The following is a 22,587-nucleotide window of genomic DNA, read 5'->3' on the forward strand; positions in this document are numbered from 1 at the left end:
ATACGCGTGTCGATGACGTTTGCGTTCAAGACCGGCGCGCGACGAGCGCGGACAATGCAGCGCATGAATACACGATCCCGCTCCGAATGCCCATTCCACGCAGACGCGCTGTCGTCTGCGCCCGTGCATCATCCGCCCGGCGTATGGCCGCCTGGGCCGCGCGCTGGCCTGACCGGCTGGGGCCTGCTGCGCAGCATGTCGCGCGACCTGCTCGGCACGCTCGCCGTCTGGCAGCAGACGTTCGGCGACGTCGTGCACCTGCGCATGTGGCCCGAGCATGCGGTCGTCGTGACCGACCCGCAGCTCGTGCGCGAATTGCTGGTCTCGCATCACGATGCGCTGGTGCGATGGGAACGCGGCATCCGCGTATTGGCACAGGTCCATGGACATAGCGTGCTGATTGCCGAAGGCAGCGCGTGGCGCGACAAGCGGCACGCACTGCAGCCGGGCTTCATGCCGAAGGCCGTCCAGGGTTTCGTCCCGACGATCGCGGCGACCGCCGGTCATGCGCTGGCGCAATGGCCCGCGCACGATCCGCACTGGCCGGTCGAAAGCGCGCTGACGTCCCTCGCGATGGATGTGATCGTGCGAACGATGTTCTCCGACACGATCGGCGACGACACGCGTGCCGCCGAGGAGGCCGTCCGCACGGTGAGCGCGGCGGCCAACGCGGCGTTCTACCAGCCGGCGAGCGCGCCCGACTGGATGCCGTGGCAGCGGGGCAAGGCGCGGGCGCTGGCGGTGCTGAACGACCTGATCGATCGGCAACTGCATGCGCGCCTCGAATTGCCGGACAGCCGCTGGCCCGACGATCTGCTGTCCCGGCTGTTGCGTCTGCACCGGGCGGATGCGCGTGCCTGGCCATTGCAGGCGGTGCACGACGAATGCATGACCGCGTTCCTGGCCGGGCACGAAACGACTGCGTCGGCGCTGACCTGGTGGACGTGGTGCATGGCAGCGAACCCTTCGGCCCAGGCCGCCGCGCGAGCTGAAGTCGAGCGCGTGTTGCGCGGCCGCGCGCCGACCGCGGAGACGCGGCCGCAGCTGCGCTACCTGACGCAGACGCTCGAGGAGACGCTGCGCCTGTACCCGTCGGCGCCGATCCTGATCAGCCGTCGCGCGTCGCGGCCGATCGCGTTGGGTGCATGGCAACTGCCGCCGCGCACGCTGTTCATGCTGCCGCTGCAGCTCATGCATCGTGACGCGAGATGGTTCCCGGATCCGGACGCGTTCCGGCCGGAGCGTTTCGCTGACGACGCGCCCGCGATTCCGCGCGGCGCGTACATGCCGTTCGGCACAGGTCCGCGCGTGTGCCTCGGGCAGCATCTCGCGCTGACCGAGCTGACGGTGATCGCCGCGATGGTGCTGCAGCGCTATGTGCTGTCGATACCGGCCGGCATGGCGGCGCCGCGTCCGGTGCTGAATGTGACGTTGCGGCCGGACCGGCCGCTGCATCTCGCGATCGATGCGGTTGATGCGATTGATGCGGTCGATCCGGTCGATTCGCGAAGGCCTTAGGAGGGGCGCGCATCGGGGTGAAATCCGATGCGCTTGCACGCGTGTCGATTGCCGTCGTGGTCCGGCGATCGTTGAAATCTCAGGCCGAACCTAGACCGTTGCGATGAGCAGTTCCTCGGCGTTGTCCGGCGGGTGCAGGCCATCCGTCCTGCCGGAAAAATAGCGCTGCGTCAGCGTTGCCGCGGAAACGTGCCGGGCATCGCCAAAGCCGGCGTCCCGGGCGAATGCCACGATCTCGGCCGGCATGTAGAAGCTGATGAATGGCGTCCCGCTGGCGCGCGCGCCCTTGGCCGCCAGCTCGAGCCCGGGGCGCACATCGGGATCGGCGAGTTCCAGCGGCAGCAGGAACGTCATCGCGAACATCGATCCCGGCGCGAGCGCCGCCACCTCACGCAGCGTGGCTGCGTTCGCTTCGTCGGTCAGATACATGCTGACGCCGGTGGACACGACGATCGCCGGCTTGCCGCTGTCGAAGCCGGCAGCCGCAAGTGCGTCGCGCCACGATCCGCCTGCTTCGAAATCGACGGGGACGAAGCGCAGCCAGTCCGGGACGCCGAAACCGAGTTCGACGAGACGCTGGCGTTTCCAGGCCTGCGGGTCCGGCCGGTCGACCTCGAACACGTGGAGGCCGGATGCAACGTCGGGCCGGCGTTGCGCGAAGCTGTCGAGGCCGGCACCGAGGATCACGTACTGAGTCAGCCCGCGCGCGGCCTGCTCGACGACGAGATCCTCGATGAAGCGGGCCCGGGCGACGATCGACGCGCGGAATGGTCGCGTGAACTGCGGATCCATGTCGCCACGGCGCTGCCAGCCCGGTTCGGGAGCGAGCAAGCGCAGGCCGATGTCGTCCTCCAGCACATGCGGATGCGCATCGACTTCCCTATGCAGCGCGCGCCACAGCGCGACCCGAGCGGCGGTGCTGTCCGGCGCGATATCGTGACTGTCGCTCATGAACGTGACCTCACTGACCGGTTGCGGGTGGTCAGGAACACGGCGTTGATGCGGCGGGTTTCCATGTCATGCCTCCTTTTTCGTGATCGCCACTCGGACTGGCGCGCTTCGAGATGATCACGGAACCATGCTCAGCGTGTCAAACGGGCATATGCGGGCACCGACTTGGTGGAGAGGCTGAAACGAAACGCGCCGCTTCAGATGAAGCGGCGCATTCAATGTGTGCGGGGTGTGCGGGGAGGCGAGCCGGCGGGCCGGTGCCTGCCCGTGCACCCGGAACGAGTGCGGCGGGCTCGGCCGTCGCGACGCGGCGTCATGCTCAGCTGCCGAAATAGACGTTGCAGAAGCTCACCGGACCGACGCAGGCGTTCGGGTCTTCGTTCTTCGATTGCGAGCGGTCGACGCGGCCCGCGGCCTGGACGGCCTCGGCGCGGTTCGCCTGTTGCGGTGCGTGGTCGGCCGGCGCCGGTTGCGCATGTGCGACGGCGGCGGTAAGCGACAGGGCAACGAGGGCGAGGTGCAGCGGCTTCATTTCAGTTTCTCCTGGGTGTTTGCCAGTCTCGCTGGCAGTGATGAAACTATAGGCTCGTACTGCTTATGGATTAATCACCGCCGCTGGAGAGCTTATTTGCATCCGCAACAAGGATCGTGTGCCGTACCCGTTCAACGGCATTCAACGGCATTCAACGGCATTCAACGGCATTCAATGGCACTCAACGACGATGCCGGTTGAACGGCGCATCCTTGTCGAGCAGTGCGCTGCGCATGAAGTGCAGGCAGCCGACGATGCGCTGCATCCGGCGCCGCTCGTCGGGGACCGCATGCCACGCGACCAGCGTGTGCTGAGCTGCGCGGATCGCGAGGTTCACCGATTTCAGCGTGCGCGCGTGATGGCTCGGCGACGGATCGTCGAAGAAGGGCGGCAGCTCTTGAAGCACGGTGTCGATGGCGCCGGTCCAGCGCCGCGTCTGCGGTGGTTTCGACGCGCAGAACGCCTGCAGTTCGTCGCGCAGGTCGATCACCGCGTGTCCGACCTCGAGCGTCGCGAGCATCCAGCGCAGTGCGTCGCGATGCTGGCGCGTGCGCCGTACGAGCAGCGTGCGCAGCTGCGCCATCAGGTCGTGCGTGCTCGACTGAAACCGCTGCGCGAGGCCGGCCGGCGCGCCTTCGCACGCGAGCGTCACCTGCCGGCGCAGGTCGTGTGCGATGCGGCCCGTCAGCCACGGCATGTGCGTGGGGAACACCACCGCAAAGACGATCGAGCACACGAGCATCGCGACGACGATCGCGAGCCCGTTGTTGATCAGTACCTCGGGCGTATACGCGATCAGGTTGTCGGGGCCCGCGAGCAGGCAGAAGAACACCGCGAAGCCGATCCCGTAGCCCGACATCCCGGGCCGCATCGCGAGGAATGCGCCGAAGCCGAGCACCGGCGCGAGCGTCGCGCACAGCAGCGGAAACCCGTCGATGTTCGGGTACACGTAGCACAGGAACAGGTAGCCGACGAGCGTCGCGAATGCGGCGCCGACGCTCATCTGCGCGACGAACTTCGGCGCGCGCGGCGAAGTCGAGCTGAGCGCGCATGCGATCGCGGTGCCGATCACGGCGAGCGAGCCGCTCGGCCATTGCGACGCGATCCAGAACGCGCTCATCGCACCGACTGCCACCACGGTGCGCAGGAACGTGAAGCCGATGAAGAAGCGGTTCGTCTTCACCGCATAGTGCGTGACCGTGCGCTCGAACGCGTGATCGTCCTGGTCGAGCGATGCGTAGGTATCCGCATAGCCGAGAAACTCGCCGACGAAGCGATACATCAGTTCGATCGCGGTGTCGTAATCGAGCAGGCCGCCGGCCGCATGATCCTCGATCTCGCGGCGCGACGCGCGCGCGCCTTTCGGCAGCGCCGTGTGAAAGTGTCGCAATTCGAGCAGCGCGCCGGTCGCGCGGGCCGGGCCGTGGCGCAGTTCGTCGTGCAGCGCCGCGAGCCGTTCCGCGAGCGCATCGACGTGCGGCGCGAGCGCCGCGAGCACTGCATCGGCGCGGCCGGCGCGCAGCCGTTTGACGAGCTGGTGCAGCGCGTGCAGCCGCGTGCACGCGTTCATGAACTCGCTGTTGAGCCGCGCGAGCCGGCGGCTGCGTGCGCGGATGTGCGGATCCTCGAACGACGCGAATGCACGGTTGGCCTCGAAGCCGACGATCTCGTCGACGAAATCGGCAAACTGGCGTTCGAATGCGCCGCGCTCGATGTCGCCCGCGAGCGCGTTGGCCGCGAACCCGGCGAATTTCGCGTGGCGCGCGCTCAGCGAGCGCATCAGCGCCTTCGCCGAACTGAGCGGCAGGATCAGCGCGCTGACGACGCCGGAGCAGACGATGCCGAGCGCGACTTCGGCGGCGCGCGTCAGCGCGGACAGGAACAGCGTCTGCGGGGTCATCACCGCGGGCAGCCCGATCAGCGCGGCCGTGTAGCCGGCGAGCACGAACCCGTACCAGCGGAAGTGGCGGTTGCGCACCGCGAGCGCGATGCAGCCGCCGATCCACAGCGTGATGCCGGCCATGTAGAGCTCGGGCTGCTGCGCGAACAGGCCGCCGAGCGCGAGCGCAGCGACGAGGCCGGCCGCGGTGCCGAGCACGCGATAGAAGCTCTTCGCGAACACCATCCCCGACAGCGGCTGCATCAGCACGAACACGGTTGTCATCGCGGTGCGCGGCTGCGACATCTCGAGCCGCATCGCAATGCCCATCGCGAGCAGCGCCGCGAGCACGGTTTTCGCGAGGTGCAGCCAGATCAGCCCGTCGCTCGCGGCCCAGTCGCGCGCCACCTTGCCGAGGGGATCGAGCCAGCGCCCCCATCGTTGAAGTCCGACGGACGGTGACTCGATCGCTGGTTGTGGCTTCATGACTGGAGAGGGCGCGCGCGGCGCCGGGCGGCTCGCCGCGGCTCGTCCGAACGCGCCCGTTCGACTGGTGAGGCGCCGATTGTAGGAGCGTCGGGCACGCGCATTAACGCAGCCGCGGGGAAACGATAGTTGCAGCCAAGGTAACAATCCATCTCGATTCGTGGAGGAAAATAGCGGCTCCTACACAGGTGGTTCACAGGAATGGATACGCTTCAGAACATGCGGGTGTTTACGCGCGTCGTCGAGACGGGCAGTTTCACCGCGGCCGCGCAATCGCTGAATTCGACGACCGGCGCGATGTCGCGTGCGGTGTCGGAGCTCGAGGCGCGGCTGCGCACCCGCCTGATGAACCGCTCGACGCGCCGCCTCGCGCTGACGTCAGCCGGCGAGAGCTATCTGCGGCGCTGCCGGCAGATCCTTGCCGACGTCGACCGCGCGGAGGAAGAGGCGAGCTGCGCGCATGAGCGGCCGGCCGGCGTGCTGCGCATGCGCAGTTTTGCAAGCGTCGGCCATCACTATGTGCTGCCCGCGCTGACGCGCTACCACACACAGTATCCGGACGTATCGATCGAGCTGTCGCTGTCGCAGCGGATGCCGGACCTGTTCGACGGCACGAGCGACATGGCGGTCGTGACCGCGTCGTCGCTGCCCGATTCGGAGCTCGTATCGCACCTGCTCGGCTCGACGTTCAGCATCCTGTGCGCGTCGCCCGACTACGTGCGCCGGCATGGCGCGCCGTCCCGCCCGCAGGACCTCGGCGCGCACGCGTGCCTGACGCTGCGCACGCCCGCGTTCCCGACGCACGAATGGCTGCTCGAAGGGCCGGACGGCGTCGAGCAGATCCACGTCACGGGCCCGGTGCAGACCAATACCGCCGAATCGCTCGCACTCGCGATCCGCGACGGGATCGGCATCGGGATGCTGCCGCTGTACGCGGCAATCGACGCGCTGCGCGACGGTACGCTCGTGCGCGTGTTGCCGGAGCACATCCTGCAGAAGATGAACGTGTATGCGTTGTATCCGTCGCGCCGGTTCGTCGACGCGAAAGTGCGGACCTGGGTCGAATTCCTGCGTGCCGAGGTGCCCGGCATGATCGCGCACGACGTCGAGATGCTGGCCGAGCTTGGGCAGGAGGCACAGGCTGCGTGACCGGCGGCGCGTTGGTGCGTCGATGCGCGCTCACGCGCGCGAGTTCCTGCTTCAATCTACTGCGTCAGATTCCTGCTTCATTCCGTTCGGGCTCCTCGCCCGCATGCGTCAGAGCGAGCATGCGGGCGGGATCCGTTGTGCGTGCCTCACAGGGCCGGCTTCACGGCCGAACCGGCTTGCACACCGGGCGCACCGGCCGGACCGTATGCGGCTTCGGCGGCCTTGTGTTCGGCGAGCCGCTTCGCGGCAAGGCGTTCCTGCGCGGCCATGATGTCGTCCGGGTAGTTGCCCGCGTCGCCGAGCGACGGGTTGTAGCCGACGGATTCGAGGTCGTACAGTTCCTGCAGCACTTGCGCGCGCGTGACAGGCGACTTCGACGACTGCGCGAACGACAGTGCAGGTGCGGCGAGCAGGACGGCTGCGGCGGTGGCGACGACGAGCGATTTCATGATTTTTCCTCCGGGATATTTGGTGCGGTCCGGAGATTGACAAGTGATCCGAACCGTTGAGGAAAGTCTACGCAGCGGCGGTGCGCGCAAAAACCCCGATTCCAGACAGGCTGTCTTCCAGAACGAACAACATTGGACGAACGATCGACATGCATCGCGCGCCGTCGTCACGTGCGCATGAAATGAAAAACCCGCCTTCGCAGGCGGGTTTCGTGTTTCGGCAGACAGCCGGGCCAGGAGGCTCAGAGGCTCAGAAGCGCGTGCGCATGCCGATCGTGCCGACGACCTGGTTCGCGGTGCTCGACGCGCCGCCCGACGTGTTGATGAACGCCTGGTAGCCGCGGCCGGACGCGTGCTGGTACATCGCTTCCGCGTACAGATCGGTGCGGCGCGACAGCTTGTAGACGGCCTGCAGGTCGACCTGATGCCACTTCGGATCGGTGCCGTGCTTGCTGTCCGGGTTCGACACGCTGGCATCCGTGTACACATACGCGGCGCCGAGGCTGACGGCCGGCGTCACAGCATAGCGGACGTTCACGTCGTAATTGTTGAACGCGATCTGGCCGGTCGAGCCGAACGAGCCCGAGTTGTCGTATTGCGAGCGCGTATACACGAAGCCGACGGTGGCCGGGCCGAACACGTAGCTGACGCCGCCGCCGTACGAACGCATGCGGTCCGCGCCGATCGACCAGCCGCCCTGGCTCAGGCTTTTCCCTTCGGCGACGTCCGTCGCGCCCGGGCTCGCGCTCGTCGAGCCCTTCGTGCCGTTCATCTGCAGGTACGCACCGGCCAGCTTCAGCGGGCCGTTCGTGTAGCTCGCCGCGACGCTGTACGCACGGTTGCTGGCGAAGTTCGTCGAGTTCGAGAAGCCGTACAGTGCGCCGACCTTGAGGCCCGCGTACGTGTCGCTCGTGTACTTGACCGCGTTGTTGATGCGCAGCGAATGGTTCAGGTTGTCGTTGTCGAACGGATGCGCGAAGCCCGTGTCGCCGAAGTCGCCCGAGGTTGCCGACAGTGGCGCGACGAAGTCGACCATCGTGTCGTACTGGCGGCCGAGCGTCAGCGTGCCGTAGCCGCTCTTGCTCAGGCCGACGTACGCATGGCGGCCGAACATCTTGCCGTCCTGGCCAAGCGCGCCGTTGTTGACGTTGAAGCCGTTCTCGAGCACGAACAGCGCCTTCAGGCCGCCGCCGAGATCCTCGCTGCCGCGCAGGCCGAAGCGGCTGCCGTTGATCGTGCCGCTGGCCATGCGCCACTGGGAAGCGCCATTCACATTGTTGGTGTAGGCGATGCCTGCATCGATCAGGCCGTACAGCGTGACCGAGCTTTGCGCGTGTGCGAGCGGGGCGAACAATGCGGCGGTGGCGGCGCCGGCAAGAAGGGTTTTTTTCACGTAAAGGCTCCTGCGTGTGGGACTGCGAACAAGAAATTCGGCGCCAGTATAGGGATGCACCGACGCGGATTCCGGCGGCGCGGCGCGAGCGCACCGTTGCAGAACCAGCAAGAGTGATTCACACCGTTGTCACATATCGCGCAATACGCCAATTGCCGGGGGGACGGTGTGCTTCAGGCGCGACGCACGCGTGCCGTGCCGCACAGTGTTGTGGCGCGGTTGCAACATCGAGCGTGACTGTGCCGGCAGTTGATCGATGGCGCGCACGCGCGGAGAATGGGCGCGTCACGCCATCGATCCGGAGATCAAAGATGACTACGCCGAGCCGCCGTCCGTCGATCAGTTCCGCCGTGTTCTATCGCGACCCGTGGCCCGCGCTCGACTGGCTCGAGCGTGCGTTCGGCTTCGAGCGCAGCATCGTGATCAGCACGCCGGACGGGAGGCTCGTGCATGCGGAGCTGACGTTCGGCGGCGGCACGGTGATGATCGGCGGCGAATGGGCGGATTTCGTGTCGAGCCCGACGGGCGTCGGCGGCAAGAACACGCAGTGCGTACATGTGCAACTGAGCGCCGATATCGACGCGCATTGCGCACGCGCACGGCAGGTCGGCGCGGTGATCGTGCAGGAGCCCGCCGATCAGTTCTACGGCGACCGGACCTATCGCGCGCGCGATCCCGAGCAGCACGTGTGGACGTTCGGGCAGCAGGTGCGTGTCGTGACGCGGGAAGAGGCCGTCGCGGAGACCGGGCTGACGATCGACGGCTGGTCGTGACGGGCGGCGACGTCGCGCGCCCGGTTTTCCCTTGCGCCAGCTTTCCCTTTCTTTCGAAACACGCGTCCGTCGCGGCGACGCACGGCCGCTTCATGCCAGGACCCCCACATGAACCTGTTCAACGTACGCCTGCGCGGCCGCGACGGCCTCTTCACGATCGGCATCGACGCAGGAACCATCTCGCGCATCGATGCGCAGCCGGCTGCGATTGCGCACGCGAGCGGCGACGACATCGACGCGGGCGGTCACCTCGCGATCCCGCCGCTCGTCGAGCCGCACATTCACCTCGATGCGGTGCTCACGGCTGGCGAGCCGGCCTGGAACATGAGTGGCACGCTGTTCGAGGGGATCGAGCGCTGGGCCGAGCGCAAGGCGACGATCACGCATGACGACACGAAGGCGCGCGCGCATGCGGCGATCGGCATGCTGCGCGATCACGGGATCCAGCACGTGCGCACCCACGTCGACGTGACCGATCCGTCGCTGGCCGCGCTGAAGGCGATGCTCGAGGTGAAGGACGAGGCGCGCGGGCTGATCGATCTGCAGATCGTCGCGTTCCCGCAGGAAGGGATCGAATCGTTCGACGGCGGCCGCGCGCTGATGGAGCAGGCGATCGACATCGGCGCGGACGTCGTCGGCGGCATTCCGCACTTCGAGAACACGCGCGAGCAGGGCGTCAGCTCGATCCGTTTCCTGATGGACCTCGCCGAGCGCACCGGCTGCCTCGTCGACGTGCATTGCGACGAAACCGACGATCCGCATTCGCGCTTTCTCGAGGTGCTCGCCGAAGAGACACGCGTGCGCGGAATGGGCGCGCGGGTGACCGCGAGCCATACGACCGCGATGGGTTCGTACGACAACGCGTATTGCTCGAAGCTGTTCCGGCTGCTCAAGCGCGCGGGCCTCAGCTTTATCTCGTGTCCGACCGAGAGCATCCATTTGCAAGGGCGCTTCGACACGTTCCCGAAGCGGCGCGGCGTCACGCGCGTGGCGGAACTCGACCGCGCCGGCATCAACGTGTGCTTCGGACAGGATTCGATCAAGGATCCGTGGTATCCGCTCGGCAACGGCAACATCCTGCGCGTGCTCGACGCGGGGCTGCACATCTGCCACATGATGGGCTACGAGGATCTGCAGCGCGCCCTCGACTTCGTGACCAACCACAGCGCGGCCGCGATGCATCTCGGCGAGCGCTACGGCATCGCGGTCGGCCGGCCCGCGAACCTCGTCGTGCTCGATGCGGACAGCGACTATGATGCGCTGCGCCGTCAGGCGAAGGCGGCGTGGTCGATCCGCGGCGGCAAGGTGATCATGCGGCGCGAACCGGAGCGGGTCGCTTATCCGGCGTGATTTTTTGCGGGGTGACGTTTGGTTTGGCGGCGGCGGTGATGCTGCTCGCGCTGAAGGTGCGGGCCCGGCGGTGACGCCAGGCCCGCCGGCAGGACTCACCGCACCGGTTCGTCCGTGAGGGTTTGCAGGAACGCTTCGATATCCTTGATATCCTGCGCCGACATCGCGGGTGCGTCGCCGGGCTTGCGGTCGAACGGCGCGTCGGTCACGTCGATGTTGGCGCGATACGGCGCGGGAAGATCGTCGTACGCGTCGACCTTGCCGTCCGGGTTGTGCGGATAGAACTTCTCCGGCGCGAGATTGCGCTCGTTGTAGAACGCCATCACCTGGTCGAGCGAGTGGAACACGCCGTTGTGGAAGAACACGTGGCGGGTCGCCGCGTTGCGCAGTGTCGGCGTGAGGAACATCCCGCAATACTGCGTCTGGTCCTTCAGGTCCGTACGGAACGGGCCGCACAGCCCGAGGTCGTGAAACGCCGGATCGCGGTTCTGCGCGAGCAGCCGGTTACGTGGCGCGCCGAGCGCTTCGTACTGGTAGTCGGTGAACATCGGCGGCAGACCATCGGCGCCCGGCTTCGACAGGTGGCAGCCCGCGCAATTCGCCTTCACGGGATCGTTGAAGAGACGCAGCCCGCGCAGTTCCGCGTGAGTGAGGTGCGCGCGGCCTTCGAGCCAGCGGTCGTACTTGCTGTTGTACGGGTGGAACGACGGATCCTCGACCTGATAGCGCGCGATCGCGAACATCGCTTCGGACACCGCGAGCTGCGCGCTGTCGAATACGCGCGGCCCGAACAGCTGCAGGAACCGCGCGCGGTGCGGCGATTGCGCGAGCTTGCGTGCGACGTCGTCGACGCTCGGGTTTGCCATCTCGACCGGATTCAGCAGCGGGCCGAACGCCTGCTGCTGCAGCGTGTCCGCGCGGCCGTCCCAGAACATTCCGCCCTGCGGCACGAGCTGCGGCGCGGCTGATGTGCCGGCCACCTTCTGCGCCTTCACGACGCCAGACGCCGACGCGGCCTGCTGCGCGACGCTCACCGCGTCGTCGTTTTCGCTGGCATCGGGGCCGATGCTGAAGTTCGGCTGCCGGTACAGGTACATCAGCGACGGCGGCGGCCGGTAGCCGTGCAGCGTCATCGCGATCCCGCCCGGCTGCACCTCGAGCGCGTTCGGCGGCCCGAACGCGTGATCGGGGCTGTGGCACGACGCGCACGACTGCTTGCCGGATGCCGACAGCGCCGGATCGAAGAACAGCGCGCGTCCGAGCTGCGCGACCGCGGACAGCGGTGCGGCAGCCGGGCGCTGCAGCACGATCGGGTGCGGGTTCGCGCCGGTCACATTCTCGACGAGGTTGCCGATCGCGGCGGGCGTGTGCGCGGGGAACGCGATCGCGAACGCGGCGAAGCCGAGCGCGCCTGCGCCGAGCGCGAGCGCCGCGCGGCGCACGAAGCGAAGAGGGCGGCGCGATTCGGTGGTGCCGGTGTCAGGCGTGCCAGGCGGCGGAAATGCAGGACGGGCGGTCATCCGATCAAGGGTGAAGTCGGGCGCCGCGAATGCGGCGCGTTGAAATGGAAACGGCCGGCGCCTTGCGCGCCGGCCTGCCTGGTGACGTCGACGATCAGATCGCCGGCGCGGAACCCAGCGCGGTGCCGAGCGTCGGGTCGAGGTACAGCGGCGTCGTGTTCGGCTTCGACGTGAAGTCGAACAGGCCGCGCAGGTCGCCCGCCGACGCGTCGAACGAACCGCCGCCGATGCGCTGGCTGCCGAGCCAGTTGTCCTCGATGAAGCGTACGACCGAAGCCTGGTCGACCATCGTGTGGTCGACGTAGTTCTGCTTCGCGTACGGCGAGATCACGACGAGCGGAATCCGCACGCCCGGGCCGCAACGGCCGTTCACCGGCTGGCCGTTCACGCCCGCAGCCTGCGTGCCGGTGCCGCACTTGCCGTTGCCGTTCAGCTGGTCTACTGCATCGAACGACGCGTGCGTCGGGCTCGCATAGACGTGGTCGTACCAGCCGTCCGAATCGTCATAGGTGACGATCACGGCGGTGTTCTGCCAGTCGGGCTGCTGCTGCAGGAAGTTGACGACCTTCGTCACGAACGCCTGCTCGTCGAGCGGATCGGAATAGCCCGCATGCGCGTCCTGTGCGGCCGGCGCCTTCAGGAAGCTGACCGACGGGAAGTTGCCGGCCTTGACCGAGGCAAAGAAGTCGTCGGTGTCGTACTGGTGGTTCGCCGGTTCGACCGTCTTGCCGTCCGTCTGGAGGCTCGAGCCGATCGCGGCGACCGAGCTCGGGCGCGTGTGCTGCGGGTTCGCTGTCGACGCGTAGTACTGGAACCAGTTGTGGTGCGGGATGTAGTCGGACGTCGGGGCGTTCACAGCGGTCGCGACCGTGCTGCGGCTGCAGCCCGTCGTGCCGTTGCCGTTCACGGTCGACAGGTTGAAGCCGCCCATGAAGCCGCCCCACGTGATCTTCGCGGTGTTCAGCAGGTCGCCGATGTTCTTGCCGCTCATCATCGCCTGGTCGGTCGTGCTCGAGCACACGTCAAAGCCCGGGTCGACGTCGTTGATCATCGTGAAGCCGCCCTGGCTGTCGTTGATGTAGTACGAGCTCGCGGTGAGTGTCGACGGCTGCTTCGAAGTCTTGACGATCTGCATCCCGTTGGTCTGGCCGGAGATCACGTTCAGCGCGCCCGGCGTCGACGGGCCGTACGACGTCGTGTACATGTTGTCGCTCATCGCGAAGCGCTGCGCATAGTTCCACAGCGCGGTCACGGTGTTGCCGTCGAAGTAGCCCATCACCTGGCCCTTCGTGCCGAACGCGCCGGCGCCGCCGGACGAGCCGCGGCCCGTGTATTTCGGGAACAGGTCGGCGAGGCCGTTGTCCTCGGCCTGCTGCTCGGCCGTGTACGCGTGGTTCTGGTCGGCGGTCGCGGCCTGCGTGCGGTCGAGGCGGAACGGGTTCGCGGCGTCGGTGCCGTTCGCGGTGTTCGTGAAGTTCGGGTTCGCGGTCAGCAGCGTGCCCGTCAGGCCGTTGACGGCGGGCGTGCCGGCCGCCGCGTTGAACGCCGGTTCGCCCGGCGGGTTGGTCGCGCTCGGGTAGGTGCCGAAGTAGTGGTCGAACGACACGTTTTCGCCGTAGATCACGACGAGATGCTTGATTGGCGTGGCGGTCTGCAGCGCATCCTGCGACGACACCGAGGCCGCGGCCGGTGTCGAGTTGTCGTTGCCGCCGCATGCGAACAGCGCGAAGACGGCGCCGGCGCAGGCGGTGACGAACAAGGCTTGACGAAACATCGTGAAGGACTCCATTCGAGCGGGTCATGGAAATGATCGGCCCGGAACGGCGGCGGGCGCGATGGCGAGCACGCGCATTGAAACAGCCTGGTATGAAGATATGGGGGCGGAGCGGTTTCGCGGGCATTGCTCTGCGATATCGTTTTCATTACGGGGACATTTGCATCGAAGGCGAAGTGAAATAATCGGGAAGGTGCCGTTCGGGAGTGCGCGATGTGCTTAGCCGAGCGGACACGCCGTGCGGCGCCAGTTGGCCGGGTGGCTCGCGAAGACGGTTCGAAGGTGGCTCGCAGCGACTTTGACATTCGTATGACGAATTCATATGATGAATGCCTCGACCGGTAGCGACCGCCGCGCTGCCCCGATCCCGTCATGGAGCCTGCTGGATGCCGATACCCGTCCTGTTCGCCGTCCTGTGCGCGGCGCTGCTGCACGCATCGTGGAACGCGCTCGTGCGCAGCAGCGGCGACCGGCTGCGCTCGGCCACCACGCTGACCGTGGCGATGGGTGTGTTCGCCGCGCTGCTTCTGCCTGCGTCGCCGCCGCTCGTGCTGGCGAGCTGGCCATACGTTGTCGCGTCAGCTGCGATCCACGTCATCTACAACCTGCTGCTCGTGTATTCGTACGAGCACGGCGACCTGAGCGTCGCGTATCCGATTGCACGCGGCACCGCACCGCTGCTGGTCACGCTCGGTGCGGGCGTGTTTGCCGGCGAGGCGCTGGGCACGGGCGCACAGTGCGGCCTCGTGCTGATTTCGGCAGGGATCGTGTCGATCGGCCTCGATCGCGAAGCGGTATCGTCGCGCCGGATGGGGAAGGTGCTGCCGGCTGCGCTTGCAACCGGCGTGTCGATCGCGGCCTACAGCGTGGTCGACGGCATCGGGGTGCGGCACAACGGCGATGCGATCGGCTATGCGGCCTGGACCTTCGTGCTGACCGGGCTCATGATGGCCGCCTACTATCGCGTGCGCAAAGGCTCGTTGCGGTTGTCGGAGAATCGCGCGGAACTCGTGAAGGCGGGATGCGGTGGCGTGTTCGCGGCGCTCGCGTACGGGATCGTGATCTGGGCGATGCAGCACGGCCCGATGGGGCCGGTGTCGTCGCTGCGCGAAACGAGCGTGGTGTTCGCGGCGCTGATCGCGCGGCTTTATCTGGGCGAGCGCCTGTCGGTCCGGCGCGCGGGCGGTTGTGTGGTGATCGCGGCCGGAGCGTTGCTGATCAGCGCGTTTGAGGTCGTGCGGTAAGGGCTTGAATGAAAACGGCGCCGCATGGTGCGGTCCTTGTTGAGTGCAACGTATTACGTCAGTGCGCCTTCGGGCAACAGGGCAATCAGCATGTTCGATTTCGGTCATGGATTTCGCATAACTTATGCACTTAGGAATCCAAGACGATCTCAGTTAAGAATTGCATTGTCTGTCGTACATGTCTGATTTTTCAGCTGAATTTCGCATGCAGCCCATGACAACCCGCGTTGATCGGGTATTCGCGGCGCTCGATCCACTGAAGCTCGAAGCCTGTTTCACCGCTGGATGCGAGAGCTCCGCCCGGTGCTGGCAGATGAAGTCGTGTCGATCGACAGCAAGAGCGTACGCCGCTCACGCAGTGCGAATTAGCGGAGCATCCATCGGGTCTCGGCTTGGGGGCGGCATTCGGGTAAGTCGCTGGGTCTCGTCAGCGACTTCGTTGCGCACCTGCATGGCATAATCCGCCCGCCGTGGCGGCCACGCCGATCGCAGCGGCCAAGAGCGACAATTTCCGGACGAACAGGGCAGGGATGACACCGAGGACGATGGCCATGCGCCTGACATCGGCGCTCGCGATGCTGGCGCTGGCGGGATGCGTAACGCAGGGCGGGACGAATTCAACTTACGACCCGACGAAGGATGCGCGGATTCGCGCCTACTGGGGGCCGGTCGTGTACTTCCACTTCAATCGCGGATGCCGGCCGCCCGAATCATTGCTCGCCGGATACCCGGATACGATCGTTGCGACCAAACCGGGCCTGTCGGCCCTCGTCAACAAGACAGTCGGCATGCCGGTGCCGGACGACGCGGCGAAATATTTCCACGAATACGTGGTGCCGGCGGGCAAGCCGATCACGATCACGTCGCGCGCGAACTATCAGGACATGCGAGGCGGAAAGCCCGTGCGCGTTTCCGACCCGCCGGTGTCCGGGACCTTCGTCCCGGCGGCCGGGCACGACTATGAAGTCTGGGGGTCGGCAGGATCCGCGTACGACCATCTGACGCTGCGCGAACTGCATGTCGACGCCGGCCGCGTGACGGCAACGCCGCTGCCGATCGCGCCGGCACCCGTTTGCGAGTGACCGGACGACGCGCAGGCCGTCACGCTTCCACCGGCATCGCACTCGTGCACTTGATCTCGTCGAGGCACACGCTCGAATGCACGCCGCTCACGCCGGGAATGCGCATCAGCGTCTCGAGCAGGAACGTGGACAGTCCCTTCAGGTCGCGCGCGACGACCTTCAGCACATAGTCGATGTCGCCGGTCACGGAGAAGCACTCCTGGATCTGCGCGAGATCGGACACGAGCTTCTGGAATTTCGACAGGTCGCGGATATGCCCGCGTTCCATCGTCACGTGCACGAACGCGGTGACGCCGAAACCGAGCGTGTCGGGGCAGAGCCGCGTCTCGTAGCGGCGGATCGCACCGATCTCCTCGAGCCGCCGGTGGCGACGCAGCGTCTGTGCGGGCGACAGGCCCACGGCCTTCGCCAGGTCGAGGTTCGAGGCGCGGCCATTCTCCTGCAGCACCGCCAGCAAGCTCCGATCGATGCGGTCGAGAACCGGTTCAGGCATTTTTGTTTCCTCATATGTCTCCCGGATGCAATCTTATCTCATAATGTAGGGTTTGCATGAACCGGTTACGAAACCCGATTTCGTCGCCGCAACGCTAAACTGACGCCGGATTTTCGTGTGCGATCGCAGCAATGCGGCCGCAGGCGGCAATCGGCGGCCGATGCAGCAGGGCCGCCGGCAGCGTTCGGGTGCCGCCGCACGAAGATTGCAGTCCCCAACCCGGTGGCTCCACGAACGGTCGCCGGCATAGCAAAACAGTGCCCGGCACACCGAGGCGCACCGCTTCCCAACGAGGCGGACAGAGTGGAGAAGACATGGTTTCTGGACACGAGCAAGACGGCCTGAAGCGCGGGCTGAAGAATCGGCACATCCAGCTGATTGCGCTCGGCGGCGCGCTCGGCACGGGGCTTTTCCTCGGCATCGCGCAGACGATCAAGATGGCGGGCCCGTCCGTGCTGCTCGGCTACGCAGTGGCCGGCATCGTCGCGTTTTTCATCATGCGCCAGCTCGGCGAGATGGTCGTCGACGAGCCGGTGGCCGGCTCGTTCAGCTACTTCGCCGACAAGTACTGCGGCCACTTCACGGGCTTCCTGTCCGGCTGGAACTACTGGGTGCTGTACATCCTCGTCAGCATGGCCGAGCTGTCGGCGGTCGGGATCTACGTACAGTACTGGTGGCCGGGCGTGCCGACCTGGGTGTCCGCGCTCGTGTTCTACGTCGTGATCAACCTGATCAACCTGACGAGCGTCAAGTCGTACGGCGAGACGGAGTTCTGGTTTTCGATCATCAAGGTCGCCGCGATCGTCGGCATGATCGGCTTCGGCGGCTGGCTGCTTGCGAGCGGCCACGCGGGCCCCGAGGCGAGCGTCGCGAACCTGTGGCAGCACGGCGGCTTTTTCCCGAACGGCGTGTCGGGCCTCGTGATGTCGATGGCGGCGATCATGTTCTCGTTCGGCGGTCTCGAGCTCGTCGGCATCACCGCGGCTGAAGCGGACGATCCGAAGCGCAGCATTCCGCGCGCGACCAACCAGGTGATCTACCGCATCCTGATTTTCTACATCGGCGCGCTCGCCGTGCTGCTGTCGCTGTATCCGTGGGAGAAGGTCGTCTCCGGCGGCAGCCCGTTCGTGCTGATCTTCCACGCGCTCAGCAGCAACCTGGTCGCGAACGTGCTGAACGTCGTCGTGCTGACGGCCGCGCTGTCCGTCTACAACAGCGGCGTGTACTGCAACAGCCGGATGCTGTTCGGCCTCGCGCAGCAGGGCAACGCGCCGAAGGTGCTGATGTCCGTGAACAAGCGCGGCATTCCGCTCGCGGCGCTCGGCGCGTCGGCGCTCGCGACCGGCTTGTGCGTGCTGGTCAACTACTTCATGCCGGGCAAGGCGTTCGAGGTGCTGATGGGCCTCGTCGTGTCGGCGCTCATCATCAACTGGGCGATGATCAGCCTGATCCACCTGAAGTTCCGCCAGGCCAAGCGTGCGGCGGGACAGCAGACGTTCTTCCGCAGTCTGGGCTATCCTTTCACGAATTACCTGTGCCTGGCGTTCATGGCCGGCATTCTCGTCGTGATGTACCTGACGCCGGATCTCCGCCTGTCGGTGTACCTGATCCCGGTATGGCTCGCGGTGCTCGCGGTCGGGTATCGCTTCCGTCAGAAGAATGCCGCCTTTGCGCTGCGCGATCGCGCATCCGCACGGTAACGGCGGCCCTGTCCACACAGGCCGCAACGACACCGGCAGCAAGACTTTTCATCCAACGAGACCGATAAAGCCATGTTCGAACACATCGACGCGTATCCGGGCGACCCGATCCTGACGCTCAACGAGAACTTCCAGAAGGACCCGCGCGAGCAGAAGGTCAACCTCAGCATCGGCATCTATTTCGACGCCGAAGGCCGGATTCCGGTGATGGACGCCGTCCGCGAAGCCGAGACGGCGCAGCAGCGCGAAATCGGCCCGAAGCCGTACCTGCCGATGGTCGGCATGGCGCCGTACCGCGACGCCGTGCAGGCACTTGTGTTCGGGGCCGATCACCCGACGCGCGCGGCGGGCCGCATCGCGACCGTGCAGACGCTCGGCGGCTCGGGCGCGCTGAAGGTCGGCGCGGATTTCCTGAAGCGCTATTTCCCGGACGCGCAGGTATGGCTGAGCGACCCGAGCTGGGAAAACCACCGCTTCATCTTCGAACGTGCGGGCTTCACGGTGAACACGTACCCGTACTATGACGAGGCGACGGGCGGGCTGAAGTTCGATGCGATGCTCACGGCGATCAATGCGCTGCCCGCGCGCAGTGTCGTGCTGCTGCACGCGTGCTGCCACAACCCGACCGGCGTCGACCTCGACGAAGGCCAGTGGCAGAAGCTGATCGACGTGATCGAGGCGCGCGAGCTGCTGCCGTTCGTCGACATGGCTTACCAGGGCTTCGGTGCGGGCCTCGACGCGGATGCGTTCGCGGTGCGCGAGCTGGCCCGCCGCGGGCTGCCGGCACTCGTCGCGAACTCGTTCTCGAAGAACTTCTCGCTGTACGGCGAGCGGGTCGGCGGCCTGAGCGTGATCTGCGAGGACGCCGCCGCGGCGGACCGCGTGCTCGGCCAGCTCGCCGGCGCGGTGCGCTCGAACTACAGCAATCCGCCGATCCACGGCGCGAAGCTCGTGTCGACCGTGCTCAACACGCCCGCGCTGCGCAAGCAGTGGGAGGAAGAGCTCGCGGCGATGTGCCGCCGCATCGCGCGGATGCGCCAGTCGATCCACGACGGCCTGCGCGACCACGTGAGCGGTGAAGCGCTCACGCGTTACGTGAAGCAGCGCGGCATGTTCACGTACACGGGCCTGACCGAATCGCAGGTCGACGCGCTGCGCGAAGTGCACGGCGTGTACATCCTGCGCTCGGGCCGGATGTGCGTCGCGGGCCTGAACGACTCGAACGTCGGCATCGTTTCCGACGCGATCGCGAAGGTGCTGAAGAGCGGCGTCTGATCCGGCGTCCGGCCGATATGCGCGCCAAGTGCGCGCGTTTCGCATGAAACCGGCTGTCCTCGTTGCGGGGGCAGCCGGTTTTTTTCATGCCGGCCGCGCTGCGGCGCCGCACGGCTGTCGCGGCCGTGCGCGTGGCGGTACGATGCGCGGATGGATCGTGATGATCGTCAAGTCGAGGAGCACCCTGCGAATGAGCATTCGAATCGTGCAGTTGGGCTCGCCGCGTGCGGACGGCGAGGGCGTGCGGATCGGTACGGTGCGGCGTCCGCCGCGCGGCGTGCCGAAGGCCGAGTTTGCGTCGCGCAACTATTACGACGTGTGGCTGCCGACGCTGTCGCCGACGCCTGAGCTCGTTGCGCAGGCGCTGCACGCCGAAACCGAAGCCGACTGGCGTGCGTTCGTGCGCAAGTTCCGCGCGGAGATGAGTCACGGCGATGCGCCGAAGGTGCTGGACCTGCTGGCCACGTTGTCGGCGACCTCGCAGTTCTCGATCGGCTGCTATTGCGAGAACGAGCACCGCTGCCACCGCAGCATCCTGCGCGACCTGCTCGCCGAGCGCGGCGCGGTGATCGAGCCGGGCGTGTCCTGAGCGGCCGGGCGGCGCTGTCAGTCCAACGCGCTCACGCTACCGCTGCGTCCGGCGCTTCCCACGGCGGCAGATCGGCCCAGCCGAGCGGGCCGTAGACCGTGCCACCCGCCGATTCGACCGTCTCGACGAAGGCCTGCAGTGTCGCGCCGCCCCATACGAGCAGCGCGTTGGCGTCGAGGAAGTTCTCGCTGCGCAGCCACGGCACGGTGCCGCGATTGATCTGCTCGACGCTATATGCGCCGCCGTGCCGCCCGGCTTCGGGTGGCAGCAACAGCGGCGCGTCGAACGCGACCTTCAGCACTTGCGTGCGCGAATCGCTGTAAGGCGGCTTCGCGACCGCCTGGTACGGAATCGACGCCCAGCTTTCGCCGCATTGCTCGTCGAGCGGCAGGCACGTGAAGTACGCCCACGGCGCGCGCACGAAGCACAGGCGGTACAGATCGCGGGCGCCGTCCAGATTCGCTATCAGGCTCATCGAAGATCCAGTGCAAATCACTGCCCCGTATGCCGGCGCGCGCCGCGTGCGGGGCGTTCGCGCGAATCGGGCCGATCGCGCCCGCGCGTGCCGGTTTACTTCCTTTGACCGCACGGCGGCCGCTGCGTTGAGCGGCGTTGAGCAACGTCATGCGGTGCGGGCCGGACGCACGACTCGCTTGACGTGGGTCAAGCGCGCGGCGGCGCGCGCCTCTATGCTCACCTCATGGACGCAACGGGTCGGTGGCACGCATGTGGTGGCAGCCGGTTCCGTGCGGCCGGCCCGTCAGGCGGGCGGGATGCGGCGGCGGCCGCGGGAGGAGCAGATGACGCTGTCGGGCAACATCCGGGAAGGCGACTGGACGGTCGAGGTCGAGACGCGGCCTGACGATGCGGGCGGGTTTCGCTGTCGCGTGCGGGTCGAGCACGGCGCCGGTCCTGCCCGGTTCGAGCACGCGTTCGAGCATGGCCACGTGTATCCGACGGAGCGCGAGGCGGTGCTCGAAGGGTTGCGGGCCGGCATGACGTGGATCGAGCTGAAGCTGTCGCAGGTATTCAACGTATAGGCACGGGATGACGCAATAACGGGAACGCGCACGCGGGGGCGTGCGTGCAACGCGCGGCGGGATCGCGCACGATGCCGGTCGGACTGCGGCCGGCGAGAACAGACCACGCAGTCACAGATGAATCTTCGCCGTGCCGCGGACAAGCGGGCGGCGCATGCAAGGCGGTCGGCGCGAGGGCGACCCCGTCAGGAGAAACAACATGGGCATGGGGATGCAGATCGCCTATTTCGGGTTCGCCGGCTCGGCCGCGCTGGAAGCGGAAGCCGGCGCACAACTGGTGCGGCTCGACCGGTTCCGTGCGCTGATCAGCGGTTGCCATCTGGCGATCGAGTCGCGGGCGACCGGCCCCGGCCAGCGCGCGTACGACGTGCGGCTCGACCTGATCACCCGTAACAACGAGCTGAAGCCGGTGCCGCACTGCGTCGGCGACGACGCGAACGAAGCGGTGCGCTGCGCATTCGCGCAAGCAGAGCGCGAGCTGCTCGCATGGCAGGTCGCCGTGCCGAAAGGGCCGTCAGGCGCGCATGCGCTGCGTTGACGAACAGAGCGCGGCGGATGTGTGCCGGGTGCGAGTCGCGTGTGTGCGTGACGCGTCGCCGTGCGCTGCGTCACACGCGCGCGAGCGCTTCCGCGTCGAGGATGCGCACGCGCTTGCCATGCGTCTCGACGAGCGATTCGCGATGGAACCGGGAGAACATCCGGCTGACGGTCTCGAGCTTCATCCCGAGATAGCAGCCGATTTCCTCGCGCGTCATCCGCAGGTTGAACTCGGACGCCGAGTAGCCGCGCGCCTGGAAGCGCGACGACAGGTTCAGCAGGAACTGCGCGACGCGCTGTTCGGCCGACATCGTGCCGAGCAGCAGCATCTGGCTCGATTCCCGGACGATCTCGCTGCTCAGCATCTGGTACAGGAAGTGCTGCATCGGCTTCATCTCGCGGCACGCGGCCTCGAGCGGCCCGAACGGGATGATGCACACGACGCTGTCCTCGAGCGCGATTGCGTCGCAGCAATGGTGGCCGCCGCCGATGCCGTCCATGCCGAGCGTTTCGCCGGCGATCTGGAAGCCCGTCACCTGTTCGCGGCCGTCGCGATGCACCATGACCGTCTTGAACGAGCCCGCGCGCACCGCGTAGATGCTCTGGAACGGATCGTCCGCGCGGAACAGCGCGTCGCCCTGCCGGACGTGGCGGGTCGTGCAGATGATCGCGTCGAGCCGGCCGTAGTCGGCCGCCGTCAGCTGCGGCGGCAGGCACATCGAGCGCATCGCGCAAACCGAGCAGCGCGCGGTCGGGTGTTTCGGGGCATCGGCGCGCGCGATCGCGTGAAGCGGGATCGGCGGCCGCGGTGCGACGGGCACGGCGGCTGCGCTAACGGATGCTGAGGACATAT

21 protein-coding genes are annotated in these 22,587 nt (G+C 66.9%); 11 read left to right on the forward strand and 10 right to left on the reverse strand.

Annotation, left to right across the window (positions count from 1 at the left end):
- The first annotated feature begins 63 nt into the window (after positions 1-63).
- Positions 64-1,518: a cytochrome P450 gene (locus DID96_RS00590; protein ID WP_124597332.1), complete on the forward strand. Its 1,455-nt coding sequence runs from the start codon at positions 64-66 to the stop codon at positions 1,516-1,518.
- Between the two features lie 90 nt (positions 1,519-1,608).
- On the opposite strand, the gene DID96_RS00595 is transcribed toward DID96_RS00590, so the two are convergent.
- From DID96_RS00595 to DID96_RS00605, 3 genes are all read right to left on the reverse strand, one after another.
- Positions 1,609-2,469: a class I SAM-dependent methyltransferase gene (locus tag DID96_RS00595; RefSeq protein ID WP_124597333.1), complete on the reverse strand. Its 861-nt coding sequence runs from the start codon at positions 2,467-2,469 to the stop codon at positions 1,609-1,611.
- A 319-nt stretch (positions 2,470-2,788) separates the two neighbouring features.
- On the reverse strand, positions 2,789-3,001 hold the full coding sequence (locus DID96_RS00600) for a hypothetical protein (RefSeq protein WP_124597334.1): 213 nt from the start codon (positions 2,999-3,001) through the stop codon (positions 2,789-2,791).
- Between the two features lie 181 nt (positions 3,002-3,182).
- A complete protein-coding gene (locus tag DID96_RS00605; RefSeq protein ID WP_124597335.1) occupies positions 3,183-5,366 on the reverse strand; it encodes an FUSC family protein in 2,184 nt (727 codons plus the stop codon).
- A 201-nt stretch (positions 5,367-5,567) separates the two neighbouring features.
- On the opposite strand from DID96_RS00605, the gene DID96_RS00610 reads away from it, so the two are divergent.
- Positions 5,568-6,515 (forward strand): LysR family transcriptional regulator, encoded by a 948-nt coding sequence (locus DID96_RS00610; RefSeq protein ID WP_124597336.1) that lies wholly within the window; start codon positions 5,568-5,570, stop codon positions 6,513-6,515.
- 146 nt (positions 6,516-6,661) lie between these two features.
- On the opposite strand, the gene DID96_RS00615 is transcribed toward DID96_RS00610, so the two are convergent.
- Entirely contained in the window at positions 6,662-6,964 is a 303-nt protein-coding gene (locus DID96_RS00615) for a DUF4148 domain-containing protein (protein ID WP_124597337.1), read from the reverse strand.
- A gap of 250 nt (positions 6,965-7,214) precedes the next feature.
- Entirely contained in the window at positions 7,215-8,357 is a 1,143-nt protein-coding gene (locus DID96_RS00620; protein WP_124597338.1) for a porin, read from the reverse strand.
- Between the two features lie 311 nt (positions 8,358-8,668).
- On the opposite strand from DID96_RS00620, the gene DID96_RS00625 reads away from it, so the two are divergent.
- Both DID96_RS00625 and codA read left to right on the forward strand, forming a co-directional pair.
- The gene (locus DID96_RS00625) at positions 8,669-9,130 is read left to right on the forward strand and encodes a VOC family protein (protein WP_124597339.1); all 462 of its coding nucleotides are present in this window, start codon (positions 8,669-8,671) and stop codon (positions 9,128-9,130) included.
- 108 nt (positions 9,131-9,238) lie between these two features.
- A complete protein-coding gene (gene codA / locus DID96_RS00630) occupies positions 9,239-10,480 on the forward strand; it encodes a cytosine deaminase (protein ID WP_124597340.1) in 1,242 nt (413 codons plus the stop codon).
- Positions 10,481-10,575: 95 nt separating this feature from the next.
- Here the strand turns inward: codA and DID96_RS00635 are convergent, their stop codons facing one another.
- Together DID96_RS00635 and DID96_RS00640 are read right to left on the reverse strand one after the other, a co-directional pair.
- The gene (locus DID96_RS00635) at positions 10,576-12,000 is read right to left on the reverse strand and encodes a cytochrome-c peroxidase (protein ID WP_124597341.1); all 1,425 of its coding nucleotides are present in this window, start codon (positions 11,998-12,000) and stop codon (positions 10,576-10,578) included.
- A gap of 94 nt (positions 12,001-12,094) precedes the next feature.
- Positions 12,095-13,774, reverse strand: coding sequence for a phospholipase C (locus DID96_RS00640; protein ID WP_124597342.1), 1,680 nt, complete (start codon positions 13,772-13,774; stop codon positions 12,095-12,097).
- Positions 13,775-14,160: 386 nt separating this feature from the next.
- On the opposite strand from DID96_RS00640, the gene DID96_RS00645 reads away from it, so the two are divergent.
- Positions 14,161-15,018 carry an EamA family transporter gene (locus DID96_RS00645; RefSeq protein WP_124597343.1) on the forward strand — a complete coding sequence of 286 codons (858 nt, stop codon included), beginning with the start codon at positions 14,161-14,163 and terminating at the stop codon, positions 15,016-15,018.
- Positions 15,019-15,569: 551 nt separating this feature from the next.
- On the forward strand, positions 15,570-16,100 hold the full coding sequence (locus DID96_RS00650; RefSeq protein WP_124597344.1) for a hypothetical protein: 531 nt from the start codon (positions 15,570-15,572) through the stop codon (positions 16,098-16,100).
- A gap of 19 nt (positions 16,101-16,119) precedes the next feature.
- Here the strand turns inward: DID96_RS00650 and DID96_RS00655 are convergent, their stop codons facing one another.
- Positions 16,120-16,593 (reverse strand): Lrp/AsnC family transcriptional regulator, encoded by a 474-nt coding sequence (locus tag DID96_RS00655; protein WP_124597345.1) that lies wholly within the window; start codon positions 16,591-16,593, stop codon positions 16,120-16,122.
- A 314-nt stretch (positions 16,594-16,907) separates the two neighbouring features.
- On the opposite strand from DID96_RS00655, the gene DID96_RS00665 reads away from it, so the two are divergent.
- The 3 genes from DID96_RS00665 (at position 16,908) to DID96_RS00675 (ending at position 20,157) form a co-directional block, all read left to right on the forward strand.
- Positions 16,908-18,293 carry an amino acid permease gene (locus DID96_RS00665; RefSeq protein WP_124597347.1) on the forward strand — a complete coding sequence of 462 codons (1,386 nt, stop codon included), beginning with the start codon at positions 16,908-16,910 and terminating at the stop codon, positions 18,291-18,293.
- 72 nt (positions 18,294-18,365) lie between these two features.
- The gene (locus DID96_RS00670; protein WP_124597348.1) at positions 18,366-19,568 is read left to right on the forward strand and encodes an amino acid aminotransferase; all 1,203 of its coding nucleotides are present in this window, start codon (positions 18,366-18,368) and stop codon (positions 19,566-19,568) included.
- A 190-nt stretch (positions 19,569-19,758) separates the two neighbouring features.
- Positions 19,759-20,157, forward strand: a complete 399-nt coding sequence (locus tag DID96_RS00675) for a DUF488 domain-containing protein (protein ID WP_124597349.1) — start codon at positions 19,759-19,761, stop codon at positions 20,155-20,157.
- Positions 20,158-20,188: 31 nt separating this feature from the next.
- Here the strand turns inward: DID96_RS00675 and DID96_RS00680 are convergent, their stop codons facing one another.
- The gene (locus DID96_RS00680; protein ID WP_124597350.1) at positions 20,189-20,632 is read right to left on the reverse strand and encodes a hypothetical protein; all 444 of its coding nucleotides are present in this window, start codon (positions 20,630-20,632) and stop codon (positions 20,189-20,191) included.
- 325 nt (positions 20,633-20,957) lie between these two features.
- Between DID96_RS00680 and DID96_RS00685 the strand changes: the two genes are divergently transcribed.
- A complete protein-coding gene (locus tag DID96_RS00685) occupies positions 20,958-21,197 on the forward strand; it encodes a UDP-glucose 4-epimerase (protein WP_124597566.1) in 240 nt (79 codons plus the stop codon).
- Positions 21,198-21,396: 199 nt separating this feature from the next.
- Positions 21,397-21,735, forward strand: a complete 339-nt coding sequence (locus DID96_RS00690) for a metal ABC transporter ATPase (protein ID WP_124597351.1) — start codon at positions 21,397-21,399, stop codon at positions 21,733-21,735.
- A 70-nt stretch (positions 21,736-21,805) separates the two neighbouring features.
- Here DID96_RS00690 and DID96_RS00695 read toward each other — a convergent pair whose 3' ends face one another.
- Positions 21,806-22,585, reverse strand: a complete 780-nt coding sequence (locus tag DID96_RS00695; protein ID WP_124597352.1) for a helix-turn-helix domain-containing protein — start codon at positions 22,583-22,585, stop codon at positions 21,806-21,808.
- Between the last annotated feature and the right edge of the window lie 2 nt (positions 22,586-22,587).

This window comes from Burkholderia sp. Bp8963 (genome assembly GCF_003854275.1).
In the GTDB taxonomy this organism is placed as follows: Bacteria; Pseudomonadota; Gammaproteobacteria; order Burkholderiales; family Burkholderiaceae; genus Burkholderia.